Source organism: Pseudomonas sp. URIL14HWK12:I5 (genome assembly GCF_900176445.1).
GTDB classification, from domain to species: domain Bacteria; phylum Pseudomonadota; class Gammaproteobacteria; order Pseudomonadales; family Pseudomonadaceae; genus Aquipseudomonas; species Aquipseudomonas monteilii.
Window position 1 is genome coordinate 111,562 of record NZ_FWXQ01000007.1, and the last position, 15,637, is coordinate 127,198.

The following is a 15,637-nucleotide window of genomic DNA, read 5'->3' on the forward strand; positions in this document are numbered from 1 at the left end:
TTAACCCTGCACCACACGCAGCACTTCGGCCAGGCTTGTCTCGCCACGGGCAAGGCAATCACTGGCCATCGCCACCAGGCTCTGGCGACGCTCGGCCAGGTAATCCTGCATGGCCAGTTCACTGGCGCCGTCGTAGAGCAGACCAATCAACCCGGCATCCAGCTCGATGAATTCGTACAGGCCCAGGCGCCCGACATAACCGCTGCCCTGGCACTGTTCGCAGCCCACCGCGTGGTAGCTGCTGCCCAGTGCCGCCAGTTCTGGCCACAGCTCACGCTCGGCAGGTTGCAGCGGGTACGACACGGCGCAACGGCACAAGCGCCGTACCAGGCGCTGGGCCAGCACACCACGCAGGCACGAGGCGATCAGGAACGGCTCGATGCCCATGTCGCGCAGACGGGTTACTGCCCCCACGGCGCTGTTGGTGTGCAGGGTGGACAGCACCAGATGGCCGGTGAGGCTGGCCTGTACCGCGATCTGCGCGGTTTCCTGGTCGCGGATTTCACCGAGCATGATCACGTCCGGGTCCTGGCGCAGGATGGCGCGCAGGCCACTGGCAAACGTCAGCCCGGCACGTGGGTTTATGGCTGTCTGGCCAATGCCGGCAATGGCGTATTCGACGGGGTCTTCGACCGTGAGGATATTGCGGCTGCCGTCGTTGAGGCTATTGAGGCTGGCGTACAGGGTGGTGGTCTTGCCCGAGCCGGTCGGGCCAGTGGACAGCACGATGCCATTGGGACGCGCCAGGCAACTGCGCAGGCCCTGTAACACGGCGGGCGGCATGCCCAGGTTATCCAGCGCCAGCAGGCTGGCCTGCTTGTCGAGCACGCGCATGACCACCCGCTCGCCATGAATGCCGGGCAAGGTCGAAACCCGTACATCCACTTCACGGCCTGCTGCACGCAAGGTGATACGGCCGTCCTGGGGCTGGCGCTTTTCGGCGATGTCCAGGCGCGCCATGACCTTGATCCGCGACACCAGCATGGCCGACAGCGCTCGCGGTGGGCGCAACACTTCACGCAGGTGCCCATCGATCCGCAGGCGCACCACCAGGCTCTGCTCGAAGGTTTCGATATGGATGTCCGAGGCGCGCAGGCGCAGCGCCTGGCCAAACAGGCCATTGATAAGACGGATGACCGGGGCTTCGTCATCGCTTTCCAGCAGGTCTTCGATACGCGGCATCTCGCTCATCAGGCTGTCCAGGTCGACCTGGTCACCAATGCCTTCGATCAGCGCTTCAGTGGCGGCATCACCCACCTCATACAACTGGCCCAGGCGCTCGTCGAACACGGCCGGTTCCAGATATTCCAGCGCACTGGGCTGGCCATGTACACGCAGCAGCTCCTGCAACTGGGCGCTGTCGGCATCGCGCCGTAGCCACAGCTGCCAGCCCTCGGCCGCCGGGACCATGGCCACCCCGCTTTGCCGTGCCTGGCGATAAGGCAGCATCACCAGTCACCGCCTTCCAGGCGCGCGCGGCTGGCGGGGAATACCTGCAACAAAGGGGTGCCCTCGGTCAGGTCCGGCAGTTGCAGCGGCGTGGTCTGCTGCAAGGTGCGGTACTTGTCTTCGCTAAGCCCGGCCAGGCTTGGCCCGTCCCGCAAGATGCGCGGGCGGATGAACACCATCAGGTTCTGCTTGGTGTTTTTGGTGGCGTCGGAACGGAACAGCCGGCCCAGGTAAGGGATGTCACCGAGCAGCGGCACGCGCTGGTTGCTGGTGCTCAGTTCGTCGCTGATCAGGCCGCCGAGGATCACCAGGCCGTTGTCCTCGACCATGACCTTGGTCTTGATCTCGCGCTTGTTGGTGATCACATCGCTGGCCGCGCTGGATTCGGCGATCGATGACACCTCCTGGACAATGTCCAGGCGCACGCTGTTGTCGACGTTGATCTGCGGCTTGATGCGCAGCTTCACCCCGACCTCTTTACGTTCGATGGTCTGGTACGGGTTGGCGTTGTTCTGTGTGACCGAACCGGTGACAAAGGGCACCTCCTGGCCGACCAGGATGGAGGCCTCGGCGTTGTCCAGGGTCAGCAAAGTAGGTGTGGACAGCAGGTTAAAACCACTCTTGCCCTTTAGCGCATTGACCAACATGGCGAAGTTGAACCCGCCGCCGAAATGGCCGATGCCCGCCGTGGCGCCGGTAGTGGCGGACAGCAGGTCGCCAAGCGCCTCGTTGTCGCCACTGGCAGCCGCCCCGGCGATGTTGGCGATGTTCACCCCGTTGCTGCCGAAGTTGACGATGCCGGCACCGAACTTTTCGTCGGCAAACAGCCATTGCACGCCCAGCTCCTGGGCGCTGCTATCGGACACCTCGGCAATGATCGCTTCCACCACCACCTGGGCACGGCGAATGTCCAGCTGCTCGACGATGGCGCGGTAGGCGGCCAGCTCGCTGTCTGGGCCGACCATGACCACAGCATTGGTGCCTTCTTCGTATTCAAGGCGAATGCCCGGGCCACCACTGGTAGCCACCGCGGGCCTGTCCTTACCCTCACCTTCACCCGCCCCTTCAGCCGGCACCACACCTTCCTGGCTGAGCCCCCGTAACACCTTGACCACTTCTCCGGCATTGGCATGGCGCAGGTAGATCACCTGGGTGCTGCCATTGCCAGGCGCCTCTTGCGGGCGGTCGAGCTGGCGCAGCAGGCTGGCGATGCGGTCGAGGTTACTGCGCCAGTCGGTGACCACCAACTGATGCGCTGCCGGGTACGGGGTGATCACCCCAACGCGCGGGTCGATCAGGGGTTTGAGGATACCCAGCACCTGTTCGTTGGCGGCGTTGCGCACATTGAATACACGGGTGGCCACGCTGTCGCTGCCTTCACCCTGCTGCCCGCCCGCCTCCACCGGCACCGGTTCCAGGCGCGCGGCCTGGTCGGGGACGATCTTCACGCTGCCGTTGGGCAGGTCGACAGTGGCATAGCCTTGGGCGCGCAACTGCGCGAGGAAGATGTCGTAGATGGCATCGGCGTCGTGCAGGTCGACGGTGCGCACAGTGACCTTACCCTTTACCCGGGGGTCGACGATGAACGTCGTGCCGGTGATACGCGACACGCTGTCGATGAACTCGCCCAGTTCGGTGTCGACGAAGTTCACCTCGTACATGGGCGTCCCGTTGTCATCGAACACCGGCTCTTCGGCGCAGGCCAAGGACAGCACCAGGCTCAGCGCAGCAGCCACGCAGTATCTAACAGGCATCGTTCATCCTTGCCGCTTGAAGCCGGTCACGGCGGGGCGTGGCGGCCAGGGCAGGCGTTCGCGCCGCCCCTGGTTGTTGAAAATCAGGCCATCACTGTCGATGTCCTGCAGCACGATCCCCGGCGCCAGGCGTTGGCCACGCGCCAGCGTGCGTACTTGCTCGCCGTAGCGCAGCACCACCACGCTGGAGGCCAGTGGCTCAGCCTTCAGGCCCCCGAGGTATTGCAGTGGCAGGCGGGTAATGGCGATTGCACCGTCGTCGATGGGCGCCTGCCAGTGACCGACCATCAGCCCAGGCAACGGACCGACAGCCACCGCAGGTGCTGTCGCCGGTTGTGGCTGGCGGCTCAGTTGCAGCACGCACTGGGCAGCCAGCCAGCCTGCCAAGGTCAGGCCTGCGCCCGAGAGCAGGCGCGAAGCGAACGTCACGAAGCCAACTGCCGTGGGTGCCAGCCCGGGTGCCCCTGCACATAGCGCACGTCTGGCCATTGCAACGGCACCAGTTGCCAGCCGGGTGCCTGACGGGCAAGCCAGGCTTCAACCCGCTGCCACAGGGGCTCGCCCGCCTGGCTTTCAAACTGCAGGCCAAAAGTGCGGCACAGGCCCTGCACCGGCTCCAGCCCGGTGATGCGCTTGCCTTGCGGGCTGTAGCTGACCCCCCAGGCCTGGCTCTGCCAGCGTGGCAGGTCTTGGCTGTTGTCCAGCAGTAGCGGGTCGCCGAACAGTTGCTCTGCGGCGTTCTCCAGTACTTGCTCCACCTGCCGGGCCGGCGCTTCGACCACCGGGGCCGGGTAGCCACCGGTCAGGCTGATCAGGTGTTCGCGGGTAATGGGGGCACCCGCGGGCAGCGGGTAGTCATAGCGCAGGCCCGGCAGCAGCACGGGCATGCTGCTGTCATCGGCCAACGCTTGATGCAGCAAGCGGTCCCAACTGCCGCCACGGGTGTCGCGGCGCCACAAAGCCTGTGGCGCACGGGCCAGCGGTTGGTCGAGCCAGGCCGCATGGCCGGCGCGTTGCTGGCGCAAGGTAGCCTGCAGCTGCCCCACCCGCAGTTGCGCAGCGGGTGACAGTTGCTGTTCGAACGCCGGGAAGAAACGCCCATCGAATTGCCATGCGCCAGCCATTCGCTGACAACGCAAGCGGAAGACGCCGCTGCCCCGACAGCCGGCGAACAACACCGGCACGCGCCGGCCACTCGCCTGGGTGACCTCGACCGGCGCCGGCCACAGGTCCTGGCCACGGGCGCACAACAACACGTCGATTTGCGGCACCCGCTCGGCCAGCCACAAGCCAGGGCCTGTGCCGACGTCGGCCATGGCTACCACCAGGTCGGCTTCGCGCCGGGCTTGCTCGAACACGGGTTGTAATGATTGGTACCACAGTTTCAGGGAGGCTTTCTGGTCCTGGGCATAAGGGTCGGTCACGCCGACCACGGCAACGCGGGCACCGCCGCGCTCGAAGACGTGCAAAGCCTCCAGCCCCAGTGCCTGACGTTGCGCGTCCGCCAGCCCGGCGCCCAAGGTAATGGCGCTAGCCTGGCGATACAGCCCATGGCTACGCTGCGGCCACAGCACGCGTTCATCGCTGCTGACACGCACCTCACTGCCCAGCATCTGGCTGCCTTGAACGCCGCTCTCACCTTGAGTCAGGTAGGCCAGGCCACTGCCATTCCAGCCTTGGCCGTTTTCCAGGGTCAGGCTGTTACCTGCACCGGCCTCCTCCCGCAGTTGCTCCAGCAACGCCGCCAGCACGGCAAAACCGCCCAGCTGGGCTGTAGTTGCCTGGCTGGCATCGAGCAACGACGCCAGTTGCGGGTAGGCCAGGCTGGCGCTGCTGCCGGTCATCCAAGGTGCGCGGCCCAGGTGGCTGACCGGCCCCAGGCGAGTCGCCGGCACCACCGCCTGGCCGGGTTGGCGGGCATCGAGGGTATCGGCCACGTACAGCAGGTCGAGGTGGGCGTTACCGCCCTGCTGTGCCGGGAAAGCAGAACAGGCGCCGAGCAGCGGGGCCATGGCCCCGACACCCATCCAGCTGATCACTTCGCGCCTGTGCATGCTGCTTGCCATCGAACCCGCCATCCTTATCCATGTTCATTCAGGGCTCCGGATGTTGCGGCGTTGGCATTACAGTTTGATGGCAGAATTCCGACAATCATTCCAAATCGATCTGTCAGCGTATGTTCTAAGAGCGGGCCGTTTTAAAACGCCGTTAACATTTCTGCCAATGAATCATCATATTTGCGCACTAAAGTCGCGGTTTCCTCTAACTCAGCCAACATAAGGACACCCTGATGAGTCGAGATACCGGCGACAACCTGGACCGGAACCAAAGCGGCAACCTGCCGATGGCCAACGTCATGGACGCCTACCTCAGCCGCCGCAGCGTGATGCGCGGCAGCCTGGGCGCCGCCATCGCCATGATCGCCGGTACCGGCCTGACAGGCTGCTTCGACGGTGGTGGTTCCGATCACGATGATCCGGTCACCGAGCCACCGGTGACCGAGCCGCCTGTTACTGAACCAGAGGTACCGAAACTGGCGCTGGGCTTCCAGTCCATCCCGGGCTCGCGCACCGACGCCTGCGTGGTGGCCGCCGGCTACAGCGCCTATGTACTGGCGCCGTGGGGTACGCCCATCAACAGCAATGGCAACCCGTGGAAGTCCGACGGTAGCAACACCTCGACCGACCAGGCCAATGCCATGGGCATGCACCATGACGGCATGCACTTCTTCCCCATCAACGGCAGCTCGGAAGACGGCTTGCTGGCGATCAACTTCGAATACATCGACACCGCCGCCCTGCACCCGGCCGGCCCCACCACCGACGTGAACGGCAAGCGCCCGGTCGAAGAAGTGCGCAAGGAGATCAACGCCCACGGAGCTGGCGTGGTGCGCCTGCAGAAAATCGGCGGACGCTGGCAGGTGGTCGACAACGACCCGCTGAACCGCCGCTTCACCACCGCCTCGCGCATGGAAATCACCGGCCCGCTGCGTGGCACCGACCACGTCAAGACCAAGTACTCCACCGCCGGCACCCATTGCCGTGGCACCAACAACAACTGCGGCAACGGCTACACCCCGTGGGGCACCTACCTGACCTGTGAAGAGAACTGGCCGGGTATCTTCGTCAACAAGGGTACCCGCCCCGAAGACCAGCGCCGCATTGGCGTGGGCACCTCCAGCGGCCAGTACAAGTGGGAAACCGCTGCCGGTGACAGCACCGAGGTGGCCGACGAGTTCGCCCGTTTCGACGTCACCGTCAAAGGCGCCAGCGCCACCGACGACTACCGCAACGAAGCCAGCACCTACGGCTACATCGTCGAAATCGACCCGTACAACAGCAGCACCCTGGCCACCAAGCGCACCGCACTGGGCCGCTTCCGCCACGAGGGCTGCGCCCCAGGTCTGCCGGTCGCCGGCAAGCCGCTGGTGTGGTACATGGGTGACGACTCGAACAACGAGTACCTCTACAAGTGGGTGTCCACCGCGGTGTGGGACGCCGCCGACGCCAACCCGGCCGACCGCCTGGCCACCGGTGCCAAGTACCTTGACCAGGGCAAGCTCTACGTGGCCCGCTTCAATGCCGACGGCACCGGCGTATGGCTGCTGCTGGATGTGAACACCGCTACCACTAACGGCAGCACCCTGGGTGCGCTGTATGGTGACTTGCCAGGCATCATCCTCAACACCCGTGGCGCCGGCGATGCCGTGGGCGCAACGCCGATGGACCGTCCGGAATGGACCACGGTCAACCCGCTGAACGGCGATGTATACCTGACCCTGACCAACAACAGCGCGCGTACCCCGGAAAAGGTCGATGCGGCCAACCCGCGCGGCCCGAACCGCCATGGCCACATCATTCGCTGGCACGACAGCGACGACCAGTTGAGCTTCACCTGGGACATCTTCGTGTTCGGCGCCAACGCAGCCGGTACTGCCGATATCAACCGTTCCGGCCTGACCGAACTGAACCAGTTCGCCAGCCCCGACGGCATGAGCTTCGATAGCCGTGGCGTGCTGTGGTTCGAGACTGACAACGGTGAAAGCACCCTCACTGATTACACCAACGACCAGCTGCTGGCAGTGATCCCCACCGACCTGGTAGACGCCAGCGGCAAGCAGGTGCCGGTGAACGCGCAGAACCAGGTGGACCTGCGCCGCTTCTTCGTTGGGCCGAATGAATGTGAGGTGACCGGGATTACCTTTACGCCGGACAACAAGACGCTGTTCGTGAACATTCAGCACCCGGGGAACTGGCCATATACCGACAAGGCGACCGACGCTACGCCGGCTGGGACTACGGTACGGCCGCGGGCTTCGACGGTGGTGATTCAGCGTATTGATGGCGGGGAGATCGGGACTGCCTGATCGACCTGTGCACGGGGGCCGCTTTGCGGCCCTTTCGCGACACAAGGCCGCTCCTACAGTGGGTACGCGATCTCTTGTAGGAGCGGCCTTGTGCCGCGAATGGGCTGCACAGCAGCCCCGGCAACCTCAAGCCCTACCAAGCCATCGGCTCGCGGCTGCGCACCCGCACCTGCTGCGCCGGCCCCCGGGAAACTGCCCAATCACCGACCAACCATTTCTTCAGAAGTGGAACCAGCTGAGTGCGTCAACACCAAGTCGACTGCGGATTTGGTCTGCGTGCGCTCTGATATTGGATATGTCTCGCTCATAACTCAGACGTTGTTCGGTGCCTTCTACCAAATATGAAAGATTCTGACTAAAGTTTTGCTCGTGCCGATTCATGTCAATAAGTTGCTGATACAGAGACTCTGCCTGAGCGAGGTCAAGTGGCTGTAGTCCCGCAGCTTCATGGCGGGGCGGAGTTCGAGCCCCGTTGGCCAATGGCAGCTGTTGAGCTGTACTACCCGCTGGTGCAAGACGGTTAGCCAGATACACTGTACCCTGCTGAGCCATAGGGTTTCTCAGTGTTTGCCTAACAGGTTGTGTTGGCATATGGGCTTGTGTTTGTTGCCGCTGTTGTAGTCTGGCACGCAGTGCCTCCACACGCTGTTCTGCAGTCTGCCGCGGAGCCCTTTGTGCCCCTGCCCTTCGTGATTGCTGCAATAGCTTTTGCGGTACTTTACGCAGACCACTTAGATCCGCGTGACCACTTGGATCCAGCCCCATGACTGGATCTCCTGAGCAGTAGCTATAAGCATTTGGCCCGCCAGCACCAAAAGGACTCCAGCCATCAGGTGAAAGAAATCGCCTCAGGGCTGGGCTGTAAGCCCGATAACCATTGCCTAGCAGGTAGGTGCCGGAGCGGCAGTCTTCTCGCTCACCATTGTAGCCAAGCATGAATGCCGAGCTAGCTTGGTTTTGGTGGTGCCCGTAAGGGCAATAGGCACGCAGAGCTACTGACACAGGGTTTTGCCTCGCAAGACGGTGAGCTGAAGTTTTGGTCTTTCCGAGGCCAGGCGCAACTAGCAAGATTATCAGTACACGCTGCTGGTTTCAGCTCACGATCACAGGTTCTGAATACCGTGCAATTCCTGAATGTGACTGGCTTGCCAGCGAATAGGCTGCACAGCAGCCCCGGCAACCTCAAGCCCTACCAAGCCATCGGCTCGCGGCTGCGCACCCGCACCTGCTGCGCCGGCACCCGGGCATGCCATTGCACCACCCCCAACGCCTCCACCTGGAATTCGCTGCGTATCGCCCGCCCCTCTTCCTCGAACGACAACTGCAACAGGAAATACCCGCTGTTCAGCAGCAACCCTTCGCTCAGCCGTTCGAACGTTTCGTCATCCACCGCCCCCAACGCCTGACGCAAGGCACCTGCATCCACATACCCCGACGCCGGCCGCCCGCTGATGATGCGGCTGAGCAACGAGCGCGAATAGCGCCCTTCGTATAACGCCTCCAGCAGCGGCAAATGCTCCAGCCCAAGCGCATTGGCGTTCAGGCGCCAACCGGTCACCTGCGGCAAGGCACACAACATCGGATAGCGGCCCTGCCGACTGGCGTCCGGCTCCAGCAGCAGGTTCAGCTCGCTGGTGTCGAGCATCGGCTGGTTGGCCGCCAGGCGTGGTGGCTGCTGACGCAGGTACTGGGCGCTTTCGGCGCCTTGCAGGCGGGTATCGCTATCGGCGTCGAGCCAGTCGGCCAGCGCATCGACCAGCCGCTCAGCCGCCATGTCGTCGCCTAGCAAATAGCGCAACTGACGCTCGGCTCGCTCGCCATCAGCACCTAGCAGCGCATTGACGTTGAAGCAGGTGTGCTGGTCGCGCACCCGCAACTGCGCCTGGCCAGCGCCAAAGTCATAGTTCAACGGCTGCCCACGCAGGGCCTGCCAGAACAATGGGCTAAGCCGCCAGGCGGGATCGCGCAGGGCTTGCTCGGCGTAGGCCAGGCCGGCCTGCTCCATGGCCCGCGCTTGCACCCGCTGGTGCAACAGGCGCACTTCATCCACCTGACGCCGGCCGTCTTCCACCAGCCAAGCCATACCCGCCGCCAACATTGCCAGCACCACCATCACCATCAACAGGGCCGCCCCCCGCTGTTGCCTGCCACCCATCCGTGCGTGCCTCGCTCGCAGAATAAAGACGCCAGTCAACACGCGGTGTGTTGCAGGTAGATGGCAATGCCCGTCCGTCATGTGTACGTCATCTACACGAGGCAGGATTAGCCTTCCTTTTCATGACCTTACAGGAGTGGTCGCAATGGGTGGCATTGGAATCTGGCAACTGGTGATCGTACTGCTGATCGTATTCCTGCTGTTTGGCACCAAGCGCCTCAAGGGCCTGGGCAGCGATGTGGGTGAGGCGATCCAGGGTTTTCGCAAGTCCATGGGCGGTGACAACGATGTCAATGCCGCTGGCCAGGCTCAGGTACAGCAGCAGGCGCCGCTGAACGGCCAGGCCACACAGCAGCCTCAAGCGGATCGTCAGGCCTGATGTTCGAGGTAGGCTTCAGCGAGTTGCTGTTGGTCGGCATCGTCGCGTTGCTGGTGCTGGGCCCGGAACGCCTGCCGGTGGCGGCGCGTACCCTGGGGCGCGGACTGGGCCAGGCGCGCCGGGCCATGCACGCCTTGCGCACGCAGGTAGAACGCGAAATCGACATGCCGAACCTCGACAGCGCCCCATTACAGCGCCTGGAGCAGGAGATCCGCCAAGGCATAAGCCTGAACGCGGAGCCGGCCAATGATGCAGCCACGGTCGCCCAGCCCAAGGAAAACGCCTCATGAGTATTGCCATGGACCCGGCGGCCAGCATGCCGTTGACCGAACACCTGCGCGACCTGCGCAAACGCCTGGTGCGTTGCCTGGCACTGGTGGCATTGGTGTTCGCCGGCCTGTTCCCCTTTGCGCAAACGCTGTACACGCTCATTTCCGAACCACTGCGGCGCTTTTTGCCAGAAGGCGCGAGCATGATCGCTACCAGCGTCACCTCGCCGTTTCTGACACCGTTCAAACTGACCGCGATGTGTGCGCTGTTCGTGGCCATGCCGCTGCTGCTGCACCAGGCTTGGGGCTTTCTGGCGCCGGGGCTGTACCGCCGTGAACGGCGCATTGCCCTGCCGCTGCTGGTGTCGAGCATCGTGCTGTTCTATGCCGGCATGGCCTTCGCGTTCTTCCTGGTGTTTCCGATGATGTTCGGCTTTTTTGCCAGCGTGACGCCGGACGGCGTGGCGATGATGACCGACATCAGCCAGTACCTGGACTTTATCCTGGCGCTGTTCCTGGCGTTCGGGCTGGCGTTCGAGATCCCGGTGGCGACGTTCATCGTGGTCTGGGTGGGGTTGGCCGATGTGGCCACGTTGCGGCGCAGCAGGCCCTACGTGATTGTCGGGTGCTTTGTGGTGGGGATGATATTGACGCCGCCGGATGTGTTTTCGCAGACGATGCTGGCGGTGCCGATGTGGGTGTTGTTCGAGGTGGGGTTGCTGGCTTGTGGCTGGTTGAAGCGGCCGGTGCCTGGCAAGGACATTGTGGCTGGCGTTTAGGGCCTATTCGCGGGCGTGCCCGCGAATGGCCTTGATGCGGTCTAGAACTCGGCGAGCCGCCAGGCTTCATAGGCTGGCGTCTCGTACGGGTGGCTCTGCTTGAGCGCAGCGACGACCTGAGATATCAGATCGTCAGTCACCACCAGCTCCACCTTCCACTCTTCCACCACCTCGACCTGGCCGGCTTGCCCGAGGAACGGCTGACTGCCGTCCAGCGGGCGGAACTGGCCCTGGCCGAGGGTTTGCCAAGCGCAGTGGTCATAGTCACCGATGCGCCCGCCACCGGCGGCGAACACGGCGGCCTTGACCACTTCGACATGGCTGTCGGGGACGAAAAAGGCGAGCTTGTACACGCCTTAGTTCACCCACACCCGTGCGTTGCGGAACATACGCATCAGCGCGGCATCTTCCTGCCACTCGTCCGGGCGCCACGAGTTCTGCACGGCGCGGAACATACGCTCCGGGTGCGGCATCATGATGGTCACACGGCCGTCGCGGCTGGTGAGGCCGGTGATACCACGCGGCGAGCCGTTCGGGTTGGCCGGATAGGCTTCGGTGACCTTGCCGTGGTTGTCGACGTAGCGCAGGGCCACGCAACCGGACACGTCGGCTTCCAGCAGTGCCGCTTCGTTGGCGAACTCGGCGTGGCCTTCGCCGTGGGCGATGGCGATCGGCATGCGCGAACCGGCCATGCCCTGCAGGAAGATCGAGTTGGACTTCTGCACCTCGACCATGGCCACACGCGCTTCGAACTGCTCCGAGCGGTTACGCACGAAGTGCGGCCAGTACTCGGTGCCCGGGATCAGCTCGTGCAGGTTGGACATCATCTGGCAACCGTTGCACACGCCCAGGGCGAAGCTGTCGGTACGCTCGAAGAAGGCCTGGAAGGCGTCACGGGCACGGGCGTTGAACAACGCCGACTTGGCCCAGCCTTCACCGGCACCCAGCACGTCACCGTACGAGAAGCCCCCGCAGGCGACCAGGCCCTTGAAGGCCTCGAAGTCGACACGGCCCGCGAGGATGTCGCTCATGTGCACGTCGATGGCGGCGAAGCCGGCACGGTCGAAGGCTGCGGCCATCTCGACCTGGCCGTTGACACCCTGCTCGCGCAGGATGGCCACTTGCGGGCGCACGCCCTTCTTGATGTACGGTGCGGCGATGTCGTCGTTGACGTCGAAGCCCAGCTTCACCGACAGGCCCGGGTTGTCTTCCTCGAGCAGCAGGTCGAATTCCTGGTCCGCGCAGTCGGCGTTGTCGCGCAGGCGCTGGATCTGGTAGCTGGTTTCAGCCCACTGGCGCTGCAGCATGCGGCGGTCATCGTCGAACAGCACTTCGCCGTTCAGGCTGATGGACACTTCACCGTTGTTGACCGGCTTGCCGATCACCGCGACGCAACCTTCGCCCAGGCCAGCGGCGCTGAACTGTGCCAGTACGTCAGGGGTAGCATCCTGGCGAACCTGGATGACTGCGCCCAGCTCTTCGTTGAAGAGGATGGCTGGCACGTCGCCCTTGCTGTCGGTCAGCGGGTCGAGGTGCAGGTCGAGGCCGCAGTGGCCGGCGAAGGCCATTTCCAGCACGGTGGTGACCAGGCCGCCATCGGAACGGTCGTGGTAGGCCAGCAGGTGGCCGTCGGCGTTCAAGCCCTGGATCACGGCGAAGAAGGCCTTGAGGTCTTCAGCATCGTCGACGTCCGGTGCCTGGGCAGCGATCTTGCCGTAGGTCTGGGCCAGGATCGAGGCGCCCATGCGGTTCTTGCCACGGCCCAGGTCGATCAGGATCAGGTCGGTCTCGCCCTTGTCCATGCGCAGTTGCGGGGTCAGGGTTTTACGGATGTCGGTGACCGGGGCGAAGCCGGTGATGATCAGCGACATTGGCGAGGTAACGCTCTTCTCGCCGCCCTCATCGCTCCATTTGGTCTTCATCGACATCGAGTCTTTGCCGACCGGAATGGTGATACCCAGCTCCGGGCACAGCTCCATGCCGACAGCCTTGACGGTGTCGTACAGGCGGGCGTCTTCACCCGGGTGGCCGGCGGCGGACATCCAGTTGGCCGACAGTTTGATGTCGGACAGCTTCTCGATGCGCGAAGCGGCCAGGTTGGTCAGGGTTTCGCCGATGGCCATGCGGCCGGACGCCGGGGCATCCAGCAGCGCCAGCGGAGTACGCTCGCCCATGGCCATGGCTTCACCGGTGTAGACGTCGAAGCTGGTAGCGGTAACGGCGCAGTCGGCCACCGGTACCTGCCACGGGCCGACCATCTGGTCGCGGGCAACCAGGCCGGTGATGGTGCGGTCGCCGATGGTGATCAGGAAGCTCTTGCTGGCCACGGCCGGGTGGCTAAGAACGCGCTGGACGGCGTTGTCCAGGTCCAGCTTGCTCGGGTCGAAGTCATCGCCCAGCTCGGCTTCACGGGTAACCGAACGGTGCATGCGTGGGGGCTTGCCCAGCAGCACGTCCAGCGGCATGTCCACCGGGGTGTTGCCGAAGTGGCTGTCGCTGACGGTCAGGTGTTGCTCTTCAGTCGCTTCACCCACTACGGCGAACGGGCAGCGTTCGCGCTCGCAGATGGCCTTGAAGCGCTCGAAATCGACGGCGCTGACGGCCAGCACGTAACGCTCTTGCGATTCGTTGCTCCAGATTTCGTGCGGGGCCATGCCCGGCTCGTCGTTGGGCACGTTACGCAGTTCGAAGCGGCCGCCACGGCCACCGTCGTTGACCAGCTCAGGGAAGGCGTTGGAGATACCGCCGGCGCCAACGTCGTGGATGAAGGCGATCGGGTTGGCGTCGCCCAACTGCCAGCAGCGGTCGATGACTTCCTGGCAACGGCGCTCCATTTCAGGATTTTCGCGCTGTACCGAGGCGAAGTCCAGGTCTGCCGAGCTGGCACCGGTCGCCACCGACGAAGCGGCGCCGCCGCCCAGGCCAATCAGCATGGCCGGGCCGCCGAGCACGATCAGCTTGGCGCCGACGGTGATCTCACCCTTCTGCACGTGGTCTTCACGGATGTTGCCCATACCACCGGCGAGCATGATCGGCTTGTGGTAACCGCGCACTTCTTCGCCGTGCGGGGTGTTGATGGCCTGCTCGAAGGTACGGAAGTAACCGGTCAGGGCCGGGCGACCGAATTCGTTGTTGAACGCCGCGCCACCCAGAGGGCCTTCGATCATGATGTCGAGGGCGTCGACGATGCGCTCAGGCTTGCCGTAAGGCTGCTCCCATGGCTGCTCGAAGCCCGGGATGCGCAGGTTGGACACGGTGAAGCCGGTGAGGCCAGCCTTGGGCTTGGCGCCACGGCCGGTAGCACCTTCGTCGCGGATTTCACCACCGGAGCCGGTGGAGGCACCAGAGAACGGGGCGATGGCGGTCGGGTGGTTGTGGGTTTCCACCTTCATCAGGATGTGCACCGGCTCCTGCACCGCGCCGTACTGGCGGGTTTCAGGGTTCGGGAAGAAGCGGCCGGCCACGTTACCGACGATGACCGAAGCGTTGTCCTTGTAGGCGGACAGCACGCCTTCGTTGTGCATCTGGTAGGTGTTCTTGATCATGCCGAACAGGCTCTTTTCCTGAGCCTGGCCGTCGATGTCCCAACTGGCGTTGAAGATTTTGTGGCGGCAGTGCTCGGAGTTGGCCTGGGCGAACATCATCAGTTCGATGTCGTTCGGGTTGCGCTTGAGGCCCTGGAAAGCGTTGACCAGGTAGTCGATCTCGTCTTCGGCCAGGGCCAGGCCCAGGTCGATGTTGGCCTTGGCCAGCGCGTCGCGGCCACCGGCCAGGATGTCGACCGAGGTCATCGGCTTGGGCTGGGCGTGGCTGAACATGTCGGCCGCCTGCTCCAGCTGGCCCAGCACGCGCTGGGTCATGCGGTCGTGCAGCTCGGCGGCGATCAATGCAGCGTCAGCATCGCTCAGGGTGCCGGCCACGTAGTAAGCGATGCCGCGCTCAAGGCGCTGGATCGACTGCAGGCCGCAGTTGTGGGCGATGTCGCTGGCCTTGCTGGCCCACGGCGAAATGGTGCCCAGGCGCGGCACGACCAGGAACAGGCGACCGGTCGGCTCCTGTACCGGCACACTCGGGCCGTACTTGAGCAGACGGCCCAGCACCTGCTGCTGGTCGGCGGTCAGTTCGCCATCAACATCGGCGAAGTGGGCGAATTCGGCATACAAACCAGTAACAGCGGGGACTTTCTGGCTCAGTTGCTCGAGTAATTTACCGTGGCGAAAGGCAGAAAGGGCAGGAGCGCCGCGCAGGATCAACATCGTCGGGACAGCCTCAGGAAGGGGTGTGCTTAGAGGCCGTGCATTCTAGCCTAATTCGATGGCTTTCGGCACCCGCTCTACGCCACGGCTGCCGGGCGGTGGAACCGGACTTTCGGGTCAATATTTCGGGTGCTCGCCTCAAGAGGTTTATGGCCTGTGAGATCGAGCGCCGCGCGGGCGGCGCTCGATCTCACAGGCGCCACACCTCTCACGGCAGGCACTTGGTGGCC

The 15,637-nt window shown here is 64.0% G+C and carries 12 protein-coding genes; 4 read left to right on the plus strand and 8 right to left on the minus strand.

Features of this window, described 5'->3' with window-relative positions:
- From B9A31_RS17265 to B9A31_RS17280, 4 genes are read right to left on the minus strand one after another with little or no spacing between them, the layout of a single operon-like run.
- Positions 1-1,449 carry a GspE/PulE family protein gene (locus B9A31_RS17265; RefSeq protein WP_027615495.1) on the minus strand — a complete coding sequence of 483 codons (1,449 nt, stop codon included), beginning with the start codon at positions 1,447-1,449 and terminating at the stop codon, positions 1-3.
- The gene (gene gspD / locus B9A31_RS17270; RefSeq protein WP_176431023.1) at positions 1,449-3,203 is read right to left on the minus strand and encodes a type II secretion system secretin GspD; all 1,755 of its coding nucleotides are present in this window, start codon (positions 3,201-3,203) and stop codon (positions 1,449-1,451) included. Before gspD ends, B9A31_RS17265 begins: the two co-directional genes overlap by 1 nt.
- Positions 3,204-3,206: 3 nt before the next feature.
- Positions 3,207-3,632 (minus strand): pilus assembly protein PilZ, encoded by a 426-nt coding sequence (locus B9A31_RS17275; protein WP_016713021.1) that lies wholly within the window; start codon positions 3,630-3,632, stop codon positions 3,207-3,209.
- The gene (locus B9A31_RS17280) at positions 3,629-5,269 is read right to left on the minus strand and encodes a bifunctional UDP-sugar hydrolase/5'-nucleotidase (protein ID WP_084297171.1); all 1,641 of its coding nucleotides are present in this window, start codon (positions 5,267-5,269) and stop codon (positions 3,629-3,631) included. The genes B9A31_RS17275 and B9A31_RS17280 overlap by 4 nt, the downstream gene beginning before the upstream one ends.
- A 224-nt stretch (positions 5,270-5,493) precedes the next feature.
- Here B9A31_RS17280 and B9A31_RS17285 point away from each other — a divergent pair, with 224 nt between their 5' ends.
- The gene (locus B9A31_RS17285; RefSeq protein ID WP_019099597.1) at positions 5,494-7,569 is read left to right on the plus strand and encodes a PhoX family protein; all 2,076 of its coding nucleotides are present in this window, start codon (positions 5,494-5,496) and stop codon (positions 7,567-7,569) included.
- A gap of 219 nt (positions 7,570-7,788) precedes the next feature.
- Here the strand turns inward: B9A31_RS17285 and B9A31_RS27770 are convergent, their stop codons facing one another.
- Together B9A31_RS27770 and gspK are read right to left on the minus strand one after the other, a co-directional pair.
- Positions 7,789-8,571, minus strand: a complete 783-nt coding sequence (locus tag B9A31_RS27770) for an RHS repeat-associated core domain-containing protein (protein WP_371851092.1) — start codon at positions 8,569-8,571, stop codon at positions 7,789-7,791.
- A gap of 187 nt (positions 8,572-8,758) precedes the next feature.
- On the minus strand, positions 8,759-9,724 hold the full coding sequence (gene gspK / locus B9A31_RS17295) for a type II secretion system minor pseudopilin GspK (protein ID WP_016713024.1): 966 nt from the start codon (positions 9,722-9,724) through the stop codon (positions 8,759-8,761).
- A 145-nt stretch (positions 9,725-9,869) separates the two neighbouring features.
- Here gspK and tatA point away from each other — a divergent pair, with 145 nt between their 5' ends.
- Genes tatA through tatC form a run of 3 tightly spaced genes read left to right on the plus strand, consistent with a single transcriptional unit; the run spans position 9,870 to position 11,151 of the window.
- Positions 9,870-10,103, plus strand: a complete 234-nt coding sequence (gene tatA / locus B9A31_RS17300; RefSeq protein WP_025753757.1) for a twin-arginine translocase TatA/TatE family subunit — start codon at positions 9,870-9,872, stop codon at positions 10,101-10,103.
- Positions 10,103-10,393, plus strand: a complete 291-nt coding sequence (gene tatB / locus B9A31_RS17305; protein ID WP_025753758.1) for a Sec-independent protein translocase protein TatB — start codon at positions 10,103-10,105, stop codon at positions 10,391-10,393. Before tatA ends, tatB begins: the two co-directional genes overlap by 1 nt.
- Positions 10,390-11,151, plus strand: a complete 762-nt coding sequence (tatC, locus tag B9A31_RS17310; RefSeq protein ID WP_019098097.1) for a twin-arginine translocase subunit TatC — start codon at positions 10,390-10,392, stop codon at positions 11,149-11,151. Before tatB ends, tatC begins: the two co-directional genes overlap by 4 nt.
- A gap of 41 nt (positions 11,152-11,192) precedes the next feature.
- Here tatC and B9A31_RS17315 read toward each other — a convergent pair whose 3' ends face one another.
- Together B9A31_RS17315 and purL are read right to left on the minus strand one after the other, a co-directional pair.
- A complete protein-coding gene (locus B9A31_RS17315) occupies positions 11,193-11,504 on the minus strand; it encodes a YqfO family protein (protein ID WP_019098096.1) in 312 nt (103 codons plus the stop codon).
- Between the two features lie 3 nt (positions 11,505-11,507).
- Positions 11,508-15,407, minus strand: coding sequence for a phosphoribosylformylglycinamidine synthase (gene purL, locus B9A31_RS17320; protein WP_016713029.1), 3,900 nt, complete (start codon positions 15,405-15,407; stop codon positions 11,508-11,510).
- Positions 15,408-15,637 lie beyond the last annotated feature (230 nt).